The sequence below is a fragment of the Bradyrhizobium sp. Unk1 genome (assembly GCF_059512345.1).
The window spans coordinates 1-15,283 of the sequence record NZ_JCAMOP010000003.1; the positions used below are offsets into that span (position 1 = coordinate 1).

Consider the following 15,283-nt stretch of genomic DNA (forward strand, 5'->3'; position numbering starts at 1 on the left):
CATCGATCGACTTGACCAATCGCCAACCTGTCAGTGATGTGTCCGAACAGGTGTCAGCCATGTCTCCCGACTAAACACTTCGCGGGCGATGACAGCGGAGTATGTGGCGCAGGCTCAGGCGTCTACTGCCCGCCCACCAAGCTCATCACAAACCGGCTGCCGACGATAAATAGATAGCAGCCGAACGCGACCTCCAGCGTGCGCTTCGACATCGCATGCGCGGCCCTCACGCCGAGCGGCGCTGTCACGAGGCTCATCGGCATCACAAGCACGGCGCCGATCAGCGAGACGTAACCGAGCGCGAACGGGATTTGCAGCGCTGCGACGGCGGGATAGGTCGCAGCCGCCGGCCAGCCGGCATAGATGTAGCCGAGCGCGCCGGGGATCGAGATCAGCACCGCGAGCGCCGACGAGGTCGCCACCGCCTGGTGGATGGGCCGGCCGTAGAACGTCATCAGCAGGTTCGAGAACAGGCCGCCGCCGATGCCCATCAGCGTCGAGAGGATACCGACGCAGAAGCCGTAGACGCGCATCAGCGGGCCTTTCGGCAGATCATCGCCGAACTTCCAACTCTCGCGCGCGAAGATGAGACGTGCCGACGCGGAATAAGCGACGCAGACGAACACGATCTTGAACAGCTTCTCGGGCGCATAACGCGCGATGACGCTGCCGGCGATGACACCGAACACGATCGGCAGCCACCACACGCGCAGGATCGACATGTCGACGGCGCCGCGCTTGTAATGTGCCTGGAACGAGCGGATCGAGGTCGGGATGATCACCGCGAGCGAGGTGCCGATGCAGAGCGGCATGCGCACTTCGAGCGGTACGCCGGCGATGCGGAAGCATTCGTAAAACACCGGCACGAGAATCGCGCCGCCGCCGATCCCGAACACGCCGGCCAGGAATCCCGAGAGCGCGCCGGTTGCGATCAGCAACAGCGCGAGCTCGACGATCTCCTTGATATCAAGACCTGCAATCACCCCTGACCTGCCCCGGCGACTGGTCGCAGCTTCTCCGAAACATGCGTTCGGAAAGCTGCGTGCGGAGCATTAGGCGATCTGATTCGCGCGGTCGACACGCCACGTCTTGCGGCTGGGGTGGAATGCAAGGTGCGCATATCCGGACAAGGGGCAAACCGGGCCGTAGCGGGAGCGAGTTAATGCCGTCCGAATGGCGTTAACCGCTCAAAAGACCGGCCCCGGGCAGGTTTGGACGGCATGGTCCGTTTAGAGGCGTTCCAATAGCAATTTCAACGCGCATCGGTCCCTTCGAAATAAATGAACTGATATTCCTTCCTTCGTTGGCGGACCGAAGTGCTGGTATACCAAGCCACTGATTGGCCTTGCATCATCAACGCTCTAGAGCTGAACCACGGTTCGATTTATGGCGATTTGGTGATTGCGCAGGCGAAATCGACTCCGTAAATAGAGCCGACCTTCCGCGATCCCCGCGTGCCCCCTGCTGGGCCGCAATAAACATCAAAAGCCCATGACCGCACGGATCGAACGACCGCTTTCCCCCCACATGCAAGTCTACCGCTGGACGCTGACGATGGCTCTCTCCATCGTCCATCGCGCCACCGGTATCGCGCTCTACGTCGGAACCCTGCTGCTGGCCTGGTGGCTGATCGCGGCGGCTTCCGGCCCCGCCGCCTATTCCCACGTCCAGGCCTTCACCGGCAGCATCATCGGCCGGCTGATCATGTTCGGCTACACCTGGGCGCTGATGCACCATATGCTGAGCGGTATCCGGCACTTCGTGTGGGACCTCGGCTACGGCTTCAAGGCCAATGAGCGCGAAGCGCTGACCTGGGGCGCACTGATCGGCGGCATCGTGCTGACGGTGCTGATCTGGATCATCGCCTATGCGATCGGAGGCGGACGATGAGCACGGCCGATACGCCGAAGCGCAGCATGCGCACCCCGCTCGGCCGCGTCCGCAACCTTGGCGCGGCGCATTCCGGCACGTCCGATTTCTGGCGCCAGCGCTTGACTGCAGTGGCGATGGTCCTGCTGATGATCCCCGTGATCGTCGTCATCATGATGCTGCTCGGCCGCAACCAGGCCTATGCCAAGCAGATCCTCGGCTCGCTGCCGATCGCTATCATCATGGTGCTCTTCATCATCGCCAGCGCCTGGCACATGAAGATCGGCATGCAGGTCGTGATCGAGGACTATGTCCACAACGAAAAGCTGAAGCTCGCGTCGATCATGCTCAACAATTTCTTCTCGATCGCGGTCGCGCTCGCGTCGATCTACGCGATTCTCCAACTGTCATCCGGAGTGTAACCCATGGCCAATGCGACGAATGGCAAGGGCAACGGCGCTCCCGCCACCAACGGCAAAGCCTATCCGATCGAAGACCACACCTATGACGTCGTCGTGGTCGGCGCCGGCGGCGCGGGCCTGCGCGCCGTGGTCGGCTGCAGCGAAGTCGGTCTTCGCACCGCCTGCATCACCAAGGTGTTTCCGACCCGCTCGCATACGGTCGCAGCCCAGGGCGGCATCTCGGCCTCGCTCGGCAACATGCACAAGGACGATTGGCGCTGGCACATGTACGACACCGTGAAGGGGTCGGACTGGCTGGGCGACCAGGACGCGATCGAATACATGGTGCGCAACGCACCCGAGGCCGTCTACGAGCTCGAGCATTGGGGCGTGCCGTTCTCGCGCACCGAGGACGGCAAGATCTACCAGCGCCCGTTCGGCGGCATGACCATGGACTACGGCAAGGGCCAGGCGCAGCGCACCTGCGCCGCCGCCGACCGCACCGGCCACGCCATGCTGCACACGATGTACGGCCAGTCACTGCGCCACGCGGCCGAGTTCTTCATCGAGTTCTTCGCCATCGACCTGATCATGGACGACCAGGGCACCTGCCGCGGCGTCATCGCGCTCAAGCTCGACGACGGCACGCTGCACCGCTTCCGCGCCCAGACCGTGATCCTGGCAACCGGCGGCTACGGCCGCGCCTACGCCTCCTGCACCTCGGCGCACACCTGCACCGGCGACGGCGGCGGCATGGTGCTGCGCGCCGGCCTGCCGATGCAGGACATGGAGTTCGTGCAGTTCCACCCGACCGGCATTTACGGCTCGGGCTGTCTCGTCACCGAAGGTGCGCGCGGCGAAGGCGGCTATCTCGTCAATTCCGAGGGCGAGCGCTTCATGGAGCGCTATGCGCCGTCGGCGAAGGACCTCGCATCGCGCGACGTCGTCTCGCGCGCGATGACCATCGAGATCCGCGAAGGCCGCGGCGTCGGCAAGAAGAAGGACCACATCTTCCTGCATCTCGACCATCTCGATCCCGCGGTGCTCGCCGAGCGCCTGCCGGGCATCTCCGAATCCGCAAAAATCTTCGCAAATGTCGACGTGACGCGCGAGCCGATCCCGATCGTGCCGACCGTGCACTACAACATGGGCGGCATCCCCACGAACTATCACGGCGAAGTCCTGACCAAGAAGGACGGCGACGACAACGCCATCATTCCCGGCCTGATGGCGATCGGCGAAGCCGCCTGCGTCTCCGTGCACGGCGCCAACCGCCTCGGCTCCAACTCGCTGATCGACCTCGTGGTGTTCGGCCGCGCCGCCGCGCTCCGCCTGGCCGAAAAGCTTACGCCGAACGCCAGTCAGCCGGAGCTGCCGGCGAACTCATCCGAGCTCGCGCTCGGCCGCCTCGATCACTACCGCTACGCCTCCGGCGGCACGCCGACCGCGAAGCTGCGCGAAGGCATGCAGCACGTGATGCAGAACAATTGCGCGGTGTTCCGCACCGGCGACATCCTGAGCGAAGGCCAGAACCTGATCGAGAAGGTCCACAGCGGCATCACCGACATCGCCGTGTCGGATCGCTCACTGGTGTGGAATTCCGATCTCATCGAGACGCTGGAGTTCGACAATCTGATCTCGCAGGCGGTGGTGACGATGGACTCCGCCGCCAACCGCACCGAGAGCCGCGGCGCGCATGCCCGCGAGGACTTCTCCGCGCGCGACGACAAGAACTGGATGAAGCACACGCTGGCCTGGCTGGACGAGTCCGGCAAGGTCAAGATCGAGTACCGTCCCGTTCACGACTACACCATGACCAACGACGTGCAGTACATCCCGCCGAAGGCGCGGGTGTACTGAGCGAACAGCGAAGGCCTTAATCGAAATGGTTGAATTCGCACTTCCGAAGAACTCCAGGATCACCGGCGGCAAGACCTGGCCGAAGCCCGCGGGCGCGACCGACGTTCGCGAATTCCGCGTCTATCGCTGGAATCCGGACGACGGCAAGAATCCGAGCGTCGACACCTATTACGTCGACACCCATGATTGCGGTCCGATGGTGTTGGACGGCCTGATCTGGATCAAGAACAACATCGATCCGTCGCTGACCTTCCGCCGCTCCTGCCGTGAAGGCGTCTGCGGCTCCTGCGCGATGAACATCGACGGCCAGAACACGCTCGCCTGCACCCGCTCGATGCACGACGTCAAGGACGGCGCGGTCAAGATCAATCCGCTGCCGCACCAGCCTGTCGTGAAGGACCTCGTTCCCGACCTGACCAATTTCTACGCGCAGTACGCCTCGGTCGAGCCGTGGCTGAAGACGACCTCGCCGACGCCGCAGAAGGAATGGCGCCAGAGCCATGAGGACCGCGAGAAGCTCGACGGCCTCTACGAGTGCATCCTGTGCGCCTGCTGCTCGACCTCGTGCCCGAGCTATTGGTGGAACAGCGATCGCTATCTCGGCCCGGCCGCCCTGCTCCAGGCCAACCGCTGGGTCTCCGACTCCCGCGACGAGGCGACCGGCGAGCGCCTCGACAATCTCGAGGACCCGTTCCGCCTCTACCGCTGCCATACCATCATGAACTGCGCCAAGGCCTGCCCGAAGGGTCTCAACCCGGCGGAAGCCATCGCCGAGCTCAAGCTCAAGATGGTCGAGCGCCAGATCTAGGCCTCGTTCATGCTACGGCCCCCGGCCGCGACGGCCGGGGCATTCTACGATCAACCTCAGTTTGAGTAGAATTTGCCATAGCCCGCACCGCGGGCGAACGTCCGGATTGCAACCTCCGGTTCCATCGACAAGCCGCTTCCTTCCCAGCGGGAGTTTCAAGTAAGCTCTCCGGTCAGGGACCGGAGCGACTGTGCAGGGTGCGCAACGCAACTCGCTGAGACTGTTGCAGTGGATGATGGCGGCATCCCTGGCGCTGCCGATTGCACTGTTCGTCTTCACCTCCACGATCTCCTACACATCGACAAAGGACATCGCCGACCGCGAGATCGAGCGCACGCTCGATGTCGCCCATGAGCACGCGCTCAAGGTGTTCGAGACCATCGACCGCAGCCTTGCCGAGCTCAACGAGGTCGTGCGCGGCCTTCCCGACGACGTCATCCGTTCGCGCGAACCGGCGCTGCATCGCCGCCTGAAACGGCTGACCGATGCGCTGCCGCAGCTCAAATCGGCCTGGATCTTCGACGCGAACGGGAAATCGCTGGTCAACAGCCTCGTCTCGCCACCGCAGGATCTGAGTTTTGCGGACCGTGACTACTTCTACGCCCATGTCGACCAGAACATTGGCACGTTCGTCGGCGCAGCCCTGACGCCGCGTCCGCCCTATCAGGGGGCACGCTTCTTCGGCATGAGCCGGCGCCGCGAAGCCGACGATGGCAGCTTCATCGGCGTCATCCAGGCCTCCGTCCTGCCGGAATATTTCGAGAGCTTTTATGCCAGGATCGGCTCCGATCCCGGCAGCTTCTTCGCCATGGGACGCACGGACGGCGTGGTGCTCACCCATTTTCCCCGGCTCGACCGCGACTTCCGGCTCGATCCGACCGGACCGGTCGGGCAGCAGATCGCCGCTCACCCCGAGCACGGCCTCATCACCATCGCCTGGCCCTCGGACGGAATCGAGCGGCGCGTCGGCTACAGGCGCGTCGCCGAATATCCGATCTATGTCAGCGCCGGGCTCGAGACCTCGGCGATCCGCGCGCGCTGGCTCGCCACCATGGGCCAGCATCTGGTGTTCGGCGTGCCCGCCACCGCACTCCTGTTCGTGCTGCTGGCGCTGGCGTTCCGGCGCACCCAGCACCTCCAGACCGAGGCTGCAAAGCGACGCGAGGCCGAGGAGGCGCTCAAGCACAGCCAGCGGCTGGAAGCGCTCGGCCAGCTCACCGGCGGTGTCGCGCACGACTTCAACAATCTCCTCACCGTGATCCGCGCCTCGGTCGACCTGTTGAACCGGCCGCAGCTGAGCGAGGAGCGGCGGCAGCGCTACATCAATGCCATTGCGGACGCGGTCGCGCGCGCCGCCAAGCTGACCTCGCAGCTGCTGGCGTTCGCGCGGCGCCAGACCCTGAAACCGGAAGTGTTCGACGTCGGGGAGCGGATGCAGTCGCTGCACGACATGCTCGCCACGCTGCTCGGGCCGGCGATCGAGATCGGAATCCGGCTGCCGACCGAGCCCTGCCTCGTCAAGGCCGATGCCGGCCAGTTCGAGACGGCTCTGATCAACATGGCGACCAATGCGCGCGACGCCATGCAGGGCAAAGGCAGGATCACCTTCGCCGTGCAGGCGGCGGCGTCCGTACCCGATACATTGGTGCACGTCTCGGGCGGCCATGATCTTTCAGGCAGCGATGGCTTCGTCAGCGTCGCCGTCAGCGACACCGGCATCGGCATTCCCGCCGCACGATTAGGCCGCATCTTCGAGCCGTTCTTCACCACCAAGCAGGTCGGCCAGGGCACCGGTCTCGGCCTGTCGCAGGTGTTCGGCTTCGCCCGGCAATCCGGCGGCGAGGTCACCGTCGCGAGCGAGGTCGGCCAGGGCAGCACCTTCTCACTCTATCTGCCGCGCGTGCCCGCGGACCTGCTGCCGCAACGGCAGGCGCCCAACACCGCGCCGGCAGTGGCCGGCAGCGGCATGTCGGTGCTGTTGGTCGAGGACAATATCGAGCTCGCCAATTTCGCTGCCGACGGCCTCACCGAGCTCGGTTACAGCATCACTTTGGTCGACAACGCCACCGACGCGCTTGCCGAGCTCACCGTCGACGCAGATCGCTTCGACGTCGTATTCTCCGACGTGGTGATGCCCGGGATGACCGGGCTCGATCTGGCGCAGGCGATCCGCGACCGCGGCATCCGCGTGCCGATCGTGCTGACCACGGGCTACAGTCAGGCCCTGTCACAAGATGGCGCCGCCGGCTTCGATCTCGTGCAGAAGCCCTATTCGATTGAGGAATTGTCGCGGGTTCTGCATCGGGCCGCGAGGCTCCGGCCGGTCCGCGATGGCGCCGCCGAGTAAGGCTGGCACGGAACCAACGGGAACCGATTGATTTGGTTCGCGTTATCCGCGCATGCACAAGCCGGCCGCAAAGCGCGAACAGGGCAGGAAGCCGCCCATTGTCGAGATCGAGGGCGAGAATGGCGATGCGGTCGCGCCGCCGCCGCCGGAGGTTATTGAGCCCGATCCCGAACTCTCGCCCGAGGAGGCTGAGCAAGCTCGCAAGGACTATCTGCTGACGCGGTTCTGGATCAGCGCACGCGGCTTCTGGGGCCGCAACGGCGACCGGCTGGCGTGGCTCTACTCGATCGGCCTCGTCGTGTTGATCGTCCTCACCGTCGGCTTTCAATACGGCATCAATGTCTGGAATCGCGCGATCTTCGACGCCATCGAGAAGCGCGAGGCGGCCACCGTCTTCCATCTCACGGCGGTGTTCTTCCCGCTCGCGATCGGCAGCATCGTGCTCGGCGTCGCGCAGGTGTTCGCGCGGATGGGAATTCAGCGCCGCTGGCGCGCCTGGCTCACGGCAAGCGTGCTGACGCGCTGGCTGGCCAACGGGCGCTATTATCAGCTCAACCTGGTCGGCGGCGACCATAAGAACCCGGAATATCGCATCGCCGAGGATCTGCGCGTGGCGACCGATTCCCCGGTCGATTTCCTCGCCGGCGTGACATCGGCGCTGCTGTCGGCGGTCACGTTCATCATCGTGCTCTGGACCATCGGCGGCGCGCTCACGGTCACGCTTGCGGGATCGACCATGACCATCCCCGGCTTCCTCGTCATCGCCGCGATCCTTTATGCAGCGATCGCCTCCGGTTCGATCCTGGTGATCGGCCGGCGCTTCGTGCAGGTCTCCGAGGACAAGAACCAGGCCGAGGCCGATTTCCGCTACACGCTGACGCGCGTGCGCGAGAACGGCGAGAGCATCGCGCTGCTCGGCGGCGAGGAGGAGGAGCGCGGCGGCATCGACCGCAATTTCACCAACGTGCTGCGGCAGTGGGCGCGTTTGGCCGGCCAGCACATGCGCACGACGCTGGTCTCGCAAGGCTCGAGCCTTGTTGCGCCCGTGGTCCCTCTTCTGCTCTGCGCGCCAAAATTCCTCGACGGCAGCATGACACTCGGGCAGGTGATGCAGGCGGCCTCCGCCTTCACCATCGTGCAGAGCGCGTTCGGCTGGCTGGTCGACAATTATCCGCGGCTTGCCGACTGGAATGCCTGCGCGCGTCGCATCGGCTCGCTGATGATGTCGCTCGATGGCCTGGAGCGCGCCGAGCAGGGCGACGGCCTCGGCCGCATCAAGCGCGGCGAGACCAGCAACGAGGCCATGCTGGAGATGAAGGATCTCTCCGTCACACTCGACGACGGCACCGCCGTGGTCGGCGAAACCGAGGTGGTGATCGAGCCGGGCGAGCGGCTGCTAGTCGCCGGTGAATCCGGCACCGGCAAGAGCACGCTGGTGCGCGCCATTGCGGGGCTCTGGCCCTGGGGCGGCGGCAGCGTCAATTTCCATCCCGACCGGCGGCTGTTCATGCTGCCGCAGCGGCCTTACGTGCCGTCCGGCAGCTTGCGCCGCGCCGTCGCCTATCCCGGCGCGGAGGACGACTGGACCATCGATGAGATCGGCGAGGCCCTGCGCAAGGTCGGCCTCGACCACCTCAAGGAGAAGATCGAAGAAGAGGGACCGTGGGACCAGACGTTGTCAGGCGGCGAGAAGCAGCGCCTCGCCTTCGCGCGGCTGCTCCTGCACAACCCCGACATCGTCGTGCTCGATGAAGCGACCTCCGCGCTCGACGAGAAGAGCCAGGACAAGATGATGCAGATGGTCACCGACGAGCTGCCGAAAGCGACCATCGTCAGCGTCGCCCATCGCGTCGAGCTGGAAGCCTTCCACAGCCGCAAGATCGTGCTGGAACGCCGCAAGGGCGGCGCCAAGCTCGTCAGCGATATCGACCTGATCCCGCGCAAGGGCAAACGCAAGCTGCTCGGGCGATTCCTGAGGCAGCGCAAGGCCGCTCCAAAAAAGGCGGCGTAAGGTCCGTAGCCCGGATGGAGCGAAGCGCAATCCGGGACGGTCTATTAGAGCGGCGAGAACCCCGGATTTCGCTGCGCTCCATCCGGGCTACATTCTTTTCCCGCAACATTGGAGTCCTCATCAAAACCGGCTATGCATGCGCCGCTTGCAACGAGGACCACCTGCTTGACGCCCGACAACGCCCCTTCGACCGCGCCGTTCGGCGCGTTTGCGCCGAACGCGGCGCAGGCTGCGATCATCCGCCTTGCGCAACAGTCGGGGCTGAAGCGCGGTGCGTTCCGCCCGTGGATGTCGCGGCTGGTCAACCTGATGCGCGGCGGGCCGATCGATGTGCAGTACCAGGGCGCCTCGTTCCGCTTCTACCACCAGGGCAGCGCGACCGAGCGCGGCGCGCTGTTCAATCCCGACTACAATCTCGACGAGCTCGATTTCCTGCGCCAGCACACGCCGGCAGGCGGCGTGTTCGTCGACGTCGGCGCCAATGTCGGCACCTTTGCCTTGGTGATGGCGCAGCAGGTCGGCACCCATGGCAAGGTGGTCGCGATCGAACCGCATCCGATGACGTTTGGACGGCTCTCGTTCAACCACGCCGCGTCGAAGACGGCGCAGGTTCGTTTGGTGCAGGCTGCCGCCGGTGACAGCGACGGCGAGCTGATGATCGAGAGCGGCGGCGGCAATCTCGGCGCCACGCACGTCGTCACCGGCGCGGCCAGCGCGGAGGCGATCAAGGTCCCATCACTGCGGCTGACGCGCATTCTGGATGAGGCCGGCGTCGGCCAAGTCGATTCGCTCAAGATCGACGTCGAAGGGTTTGAGGACCGCGTGCTGATCGGCTTCTTCCGCGACGCGCCGCAATCGCTGTGGCCGCGCGCGGTGGTGATCGAGCATCTGTCACAAAACGAATGGCAGCAGGATTGTATCGCTGACATGGTCGCGCGCGGCTTTGCGATCGCGCGCAAGACACGGAGCAATACGTTCCTGTCGCGCTGACAGGGACCAACAACGGAGGTTGCGATGATCGACCATTTGGGTTTCTCCGTCTCCGACTATGAGCGCGCGAAAGCGTTCTATGCCAAAGCGCTTGCGCCGCTCGGCTACGGCCTGATCATGGAAGTGACGGCGGAGCAGACCGGCCACGCTCCGGCCGCAGGCTTCGGCGCCGACGGCAAGCCGGACTTCTGGTTCGGGGCCGAAGGCGCCATGAACAAGCCGGTGCATGTCGCGATCGTCGCGAAGGACCGCGCCACGGTCGACGCCTTCTACAAGGCAGCCATGGCGGCCGGTGGCCGCGACAACGGCGCGCCCGGCATCCGCCCGCATTATCATGCGAACTACTATGGCGCGTTCGTGCTCGATCCCGATGGCCACAACATCGAGGCCGTTTGCCACGCGCCGGAATAGGGCGCGCTCCAAGACGACGCGACAAGGAACATCGGCGCGGCATCATCGTTGTCGTTCTCCCGACAACTGACCTTGATGATGCTGATGCCGATCGAACCGCCCGAGATTCCGCCGTCGACGCCCGGCACGCCCACGGAGCCGCCGCCTGGAATTCCGCCGGGCAATCCGCAGCCTGAAATCACGCCGCCGGTGCGCGAACCCGGCGAATCACCACAGCCCGACGAATTGCCGGGCCACATGCCGGAAGAGATTCCATCGCGCGGACCGAACGGACCGCTCACGCCGAATCCCGCGACGGATGCAGGTTCGTTGCGCGATCACACATGAGGCGAAGCATCACATGTGAGGCAATTGCAACCTGCGTCTGAATGCGCAATGAACGTCACCATAGTGAGGTGATTTGCGTGCAGAAATAAATCGGGCCGCGACCTCTTCGCCCGCCACATTCCGGCCTAACGCGTAGCCGTTCATCCCGACACTTCGTCAAAGAACCTTCCGGGGAAGTTCACCATCATGACCAACCTTCGTTTCGTGCTGCTTGCAACGACGGCTCTAACCGCGATGCAATTCGCAAGCTCCGCATCGCATGCGCAAAGCGCGCCGCCGCTCGTGGTCGCGCAGGCGCAGACACAACCACCAGAGAACGACAAATCGAAGCAGCCTCCTCCGAAGGAAGCACCGAAGGGACCGCCGCCTGGCGCACGCCCTGCCGCACCACCTCCTCCTGCCGCAGCACCGCCCGCAGCTCCTGCGCACCCCACGGCGCCGCCGCCCGCAGCAGCACCTCCGCATCCTCCCGCTCCGCCGCCGCCGGCTGCCGCGCCGTCGCGCCCGACACCACCACCGCCTCCTCCGCCTGCGGCACGTCCGGCACCTCCGCCTCCGCCGCCACCCCCGCCGCCGGCAGCTCCCAAGCAGCCGTCGCCGCCTCCGGCTGCGGCACCCCAGCAGCATGCGCCTGCGCCAACTCCGCCGCCCCCGGCCGCGCAGCAGCACACGCCGACGCCGCCTCCCGCAGCAGCTCCGCCTGCCGCGCGTCCCGCTCCGACTCCGCCGGCAGCGGCAACGCCGCCCGCAGCAGCACCCGCACGTCCGGCGCCGGCACCTGCGGCTACGCCGTCGCCTTCGCCGGCCGCGCCTGCGGCCCGACCTGGCGCGGCTGCCCCGACCGCCACGCCTGCTCCGACAGCGACACCTGCGCCGACAGCGACACCTGCGCCGACGGCAACGCCGGCACCGGGCAGCACGCCTGGCGCACCGCCGGCCGGTCGCCCCGGTGCACCGCCGCCCGGCGGACGTCCCGGCACGCCTCCGGCTGCAGGATCTCCGTCGCCGGCTCCCGGTGCCGCGCCCACTCCGACGGCCACACCGGCCCCAGGTGCTCCGACGCCACCGCCCGGCCGTCCCGGCGCGGGACCGACGCCCGCCCCAGGCACAGCACCGGCGGCGACGCCGACCCCTGGTCAACAGGGTGGGACACCTCCCGCGGGCGCGCCCGCAGCCGGAACTCCGGCTGCGCCGCCCCAGGCCGGCGGCCTCCCGCCGCGGCCCGCGGCGCCCGCCGGTGCCGCAGCGCCGAGCACAGTCCCGGGCTCGGCGGCCGCAACGCCGCCGCCCAACCGCGCGCAATTCGCTCCGCCGACGGTCACGCCTGCGTTCCAGGCCAGGCCGACAGTCGTCGCACCGCTGCCGCCTCCGCCGCGGCCGCCGCAGCGTGACCTGACACCGCTCGCGATCGGTGCGGGCGTGGTGGCCGGCGTCGTGATCGGCGCGACCATTGCCGACCTCCACAACCAGCGACGCGAGGCCATCGAAGGCGGCCGCACCGTCTACACCGAACCTGATCGCATCATCATCCGCGATCCGGGCGGGCAGGCCTACGTCCGCGGCAACGACCTCTATCGCTTCCGCTATGGCGCCCGCGACATCCGCACCGACACCATCGGCGGCGAAACCCGCACGGTCGTGATCCGTCCTGATGGCAGCGAGGTCATCACCGTGGTCGGTCCCGACGGTTCGTTGCTGCGGCGAATCCGCAGGGACCCCGGCGGGCGCGAGATCATCATCATCGACAACAGCTACCGCGATCCGCGGTCGGTCGGCGGCTTCTATGTCGACGTGCCGCCGCCGGTGGTCAACATGCCCTACGATCGCTACATCGTCGACGCTCAGGAGGCATCGCCGGACGTGATCTACCAGACCATGGAGGCACCGCCGGTACAGCGGATCGATCGGCGTTACACGCTCGACGAGATCCGCTACAGCCCCAATGTTCGCATGCAGATGCCGAGCATCGACGTCAACACGATCACCTTCGAGACGGGCTCGTGGACCATCCCGCCGGACCAGGCGGCCCGGCTGCAGGGGATCGCCGACGGTCTCAACCGTGCGATCCAGCGCAACCCGCGCGCGGTGTTCCTGATCGAGGGACACACCGACGCGGTCGGCAACGAGGTCGACAATCTGTCATTGTCGGATCGCCGTGCGCAGTCCGCGGCCGAATTGCTGACCCAGCAGTTCGCCGTGCCGGCGGAGAACCTGACCTCGCAGGGCTATGGCGAGCAGTATCTGAAGGAGCAGACGCAAGGACCGAGCCTGATCAACCGGCGCGTCACCGTCCGCAACATCACGCCGCTGCTCAACGGCGGCCAGGCCTCGCTGCCGCCGCCCCCGCCCGGCACCGCACCGCCGCGCTGAGGCGAAGCACAAATGCAAAATGGCCGGGAGCAATCCCGGCCATTTTTGTTTGGAACGCGTGTCGCCACTACTGCGCCGCAGCGAGTCCAAGCGCATCGACCATCACGCGAAACACTTCGGTGTTGTCCATCGAGCCGTGCACGCGCTCGCTGGCCGGCCCGGTCGCCGTCAGGATGACATCTTCGCCCGAATGCACGCTGGCGCCGATCATCGCCGACAGATTGCCCGGGCGCAGCACCGCACCGGGGACGTCCTTGTATTTGTCGTTGGCCTTGAAGGTCCCGTCGTCACCGGCCTTGACGGTCGGCTCGTTGGGATTGTCGAGCTTCGGCCGGAATGTCTCATAGTGATCGGGCAGGCTGGCCGAGAAGATGGCGAGCCGGCGGCTCACATCGACGCGTGACGGATAGCCCTCCGCATCCGGCGCCGGATAATTGGGAAATCCGGCCTGCTCGTAGACGCCGACGCGCTCGTGCAGCGGCACGTTGGGCGTGGTGCCCATGTCGTCGTTCACCGTGCCGACAAGGCTGTTGGGATGATTGTGGTCCGCCAAGACCAGGATGAGGGTATCGTCGCCGCGCGCCCGTGCCCATTCGCGCGTCTGGCGGACGGCATTGTCGAGCATGATCGTGTCGTAGACCGCCCGCTCCATGTCGAGCAGGTGCGCATATTTGTCGATCAGTCCGGACTCGACCATCAGGAAGAAGCCGGTCTCGTTCTTCGAGAGGATGTTCAACGCCGCCTGCACCTGCTCGGTCAAATCAGGCTGCTCGGGAAATTTCTTCACGCCGCCGCCTTTGAGGAATTTGCGGTCGAGCACGCCATCCATGTTGCCGGTCGCGAACAGGCCGAGCAGCTTGCTTGTCTCCGGCTTTGCGGCCAAGGCCCCGAGCTCGCTCGCGGTCGTCGCAACCTGATAGCCGGCCTCGCGGAACTTCGCGATGTAGTCGGCTTCGTCCTTGCGTTTGGAGCCGGCCGCGGACTTCGGCAGAAAATTCGCGCTGCCGCCACCCATCAGCACATCCGGCTTCGCCGCGAAAAACTGCTCGACGATCTCGTCATAGGCGGCGCGCCGGCGGGTGTGCGCAACCATCGCGGCCGGCGTCGCGTCTTCGATCTCGGTGTTGGTGACGATGCCGATCGCCATGCCGTGCCGCCGCCTGGCAAGACTCGTGATGGTTTCGACGCGGGGATCGTCGAACGGGCTTGCGGTGCGGTCCGCATAGACGCCCAGGGCGTTGACGGCGCTCTTGTGACCGGTCGCATAGGCGCTGGCCGAGTTCGCGGAGTCCGTGATGATCGAGTCCGAGCCCGCGGTCGCCACCAGCGCCATGTGAGGCATGTCATCGATCGCGAGCTTGCCGCGGCTCTTGCCCTCCGCAATCCCCTTGGACAGGATTCGCGCCGCGACCCGATGCGCCGGCGACATGCCGTCGCCGATGAACAGGATGACGTTCTTCGCCTTGCGCGGACCCGTGTCGTAAACCGTCCATGCGACGCTGCGCTGCTGCGTGCCGTCGCTGACATCCACCGTGACGGTGCCGGGCTTGGTCAGCGTGACGTCGCGCAAAATCAGCGCCGACTGGTCCTTGCCGTCCTCGCGATCGATGAAGGTCCCGCTACGTCCGAACGCGGCAGCATAGTCCGCGCCGTTCACGGTCACCTTCAGCCTGGCCGGATCGACCGGCCCGGGAAACTCGACCTTGAAGTCGAACCGGGCGCCGGCCAGGATCTCGGCACGATCGATCGGATAGATCGCCTGCGCCGACAGCGACGTTGTCCAACAGAGGACGATGAGTGAGGCGAGTGCCGATCCCTTGACCATGCGCGATGCTCCGTAATCCCGTTTCCGACAGGAGCGGAACCCTAGCGGCCGCGCATGACATCGT

Annotated in this window: 12 protein-coding genes; 10 read left to right on the forward strand and 2 right to left on the reverse strand. The window is 65.9% G+C overall.

All coding sequences use genetic code 11. The features are described from left to right. Positions 1-122 precede the first annotated feature (122 nt). Positions 123-983: a sulfite exporter TauE/SafE family protein gene (locus AC5ZFO_RS04175; RefSeq protein ID WP_496121468.1), complete on the reverse strand. Its 861-nt coding sequence runs from the start codon at positions 981-983 to the stop codon at positions 123-125. Positions 984-1,491: 508 nt separating this feature from the next. Between AC5ZFO_RS04175 and sdhC the strand changes: the two genes are divergently transcribed. From sdhC to AC5ZFO_RS04225, 10 genes are all read left to right on the forward strand, one after another. After that, the gene (sdhC, locus tag AC5ZFO_RS04180) at positions 1,492-1,890 is read left to right on the forward strand and encodes a succinate dehydrogenase, cytochrome b556 subunit (RefSeq protein ID WP_282524129.1); all 399 of its coding nucleotides are present in this window, start codon (positions 1,492-1,494) and stop codon (positions 1,888-1,890) included. Then, complete coding sequence (gene sdhD / locus AC5ZFO_RS04185) at positions 1,887-2,291, forward strand: succinate dehydrogenase, hydrophobic membrane anchor protein (RefSeq protein ID WP_282524128.1); 405 nt, start codon at positions 1,887-1,889, stop codon at positions 2,289-2,291. Before sdhC ends, sdhD begins: the two co-directional genes overlap by 4 nt. 3 nt (positions 2,292-2,294) lie before the next feature. Beyond that, entirely contained in the window at positions 2,295-4,130 is a 1,836-nt protein-coding gene (sdhA, locus tag AC5ZFO_RS04190) for a succinate dehydrogenase flavoprotein subunit (RefSeq protein WP_496121471.1), read from the forward strand. A gap of 25 nt (positions 4,131-4,155) precedes the next feature. Beyond that, a complete protein-coding gene (locus AC5ZFO_RS04195; protein ID WP_282524126.1) occupies positions 4,156-4,938 on the forward strand; it encodes a succinate dehydrogenase iron-sulfur subunit in 783 nt (260 codons plus the stop codon). Positions 4,939-5,128: 190 nt separating this feature from the next. Continuing rightward, the gene (locus tag AC5ZFO_RS04200) at positions 5,129-7,285 is read left to right on the forward strand and encodes a hybrid sensor histidine kinase/response regulator family protein (RefSeq protein WP_282524125.1); all 2,157 of its coding nucleotides are present in this window, start codon (positions 5,129-5,131) and stop codon (positions 7,283-7,285) included. 52 nt (positions 7,286-7,337) lie between these two features. Further along, a complete protein-coding gene (locus tag AC5ZFO_RS04205) occupies positions 7,338-9,296 on the forward strand; it encodes an ABC transporter ATP-binding protein/permease (protein ID WP_282524124.1) in 1,959 nt (652 codons plus the stop codon). Positions 9,297-9,461: 165 nt separating this feature from the next. After that, the gene (locus AC5ZFO_RS04210; RefSeq protein ID WP_282524123.1) at positions 9,462-10,286 is read left to right on the forward strand and encodes an FkbM family methyltransferase; all 825 of its coding nucleotides are present in this window, start codon (positions 9,462-9,464) and stop codon (positions 10,284-10,286) included. Positions 10,287-10,310: 24 nt separating this feature from the next. After that, complete coding sequence (locus AC5ZFO_RS04215) at positions 10,311-10,697, forward strand: VOC family protein (RefSeq protein ID WP_496121473.1); 387 nt, start codon at positions 10,311-10,313, stop codon at positions 10,695-10,697. A gap of 84 nt (positions 10,698-10,781) precedes the next feature. Further along, on the forward strand, positions 10,782-11,024 hold the full coding sequence (locus AC5ZFO_RS04220; protein ID WP_282524121.1) for a hypothetical protein: 243 nt from the start codon (positions 10,782-10,784) through the stop codon (positions 11,022-11,024). Positions 11,025-11,210: 186 nt separating this feature from the next. Then, the gene (locus AC5ZFO_RS04225; RefSeq protein WP_496121475.1) at positions 11,211-13,394 is read left to right on the forward strand and encodes an OmpA family protein; all 2,184 of its coding nucleotides are present in this window, start codon (positions 11,211-11,213) and stop codon (positions 13,392-13,394) included. Between the two features lie 67 nt (positions 13,395-13,461). On the opposite strand, the gene AC5ZFO_RS04230 is transcribed toward AC5ZFO_RS04225, so the two are convergent. Continuing rightward, positions 13,462-15,219, reverse strand: a complete 1,758-nt coding sequence (locus tag AC5ZFO_RS04230; protein WP_496121476.1) for an alkaline phosphatase — start codon at positions 15,217-15,219, stop codon at positions 13,462-13,464. Positions 15,220-15,283: the final 64 nt, after the last annotated feature.

What these genes read in the sequence shown, in the direction of transcription:
- sdhD (WP_282524128.1), top strand. Translation starts at nt 1,887, where the DNA reads ATGAGCACGGCCGATACGCCGAAGCGCAGCATGCGCACCCCGCTCGGC.
- AC5ZFO_RS04220 (WP_282524121.1), top strand. Translation starts at nt 10,782, where the DNA reads ATGCCGATCGAACCGCCCGAGATTCCGCCGTCGACGCCCGGCACGCCC.
- AC5ZFO_RS04205 (WP_282524124.1), top strand. Translation starts at nt 7,338, where the DNA reads ATGCACAAGCCGGCCGCAAAGCGCGAACAGGGCAGGAAGCCGCCCATT.
- sdhA (WP_496121471.1), top strand. Translation starts at nt 2,295, where the DNA reads ATGGCCAATGCGACGAATGGCAAGGGCAACGGCGCTCCCGCCACCAAC.
- AC5ZFO_RS04225 (WP_496121475.1), top strand. Translation starts at nt 11,211, where the DNA reads ATGACCAACCTTCGTTTCGTGCTGCTTGCAACGACGGCTCTAACCGCG.
- AC5ZFO_RS04230 (WP_496121476.1), bottom strand. Translation starts at nt 15,219, where the DNA reads ATGGTCAAGGGATCGGCACTCGCCTCACTCATCGTCCTCTGTTGGACA.
- AC5ZFO_RS04195 (WP_282524126.1), top strand. Translation starts at nt 4,156, where the DNA reads ATGGTTGAATTCGCACTTCCGAAGAACTCCAGGATCACCGGCGGCAAG.
- sdhC (WP_282524129.1), top strand. Translation starts at nt 1,492, where the DNA reads ATGACCGCACGGATCGAACGACCGCTTTCCCCCCACATGCAAGTCTAC.
- AC5ZFO_RS04215 (WP_496121473.1), top strand. Translation starts at nt 10,311, where the DNA reads ATGATCGACCATTTGGGTTTCTCCGTCTCCGACTATGAGCGCGCGAAA.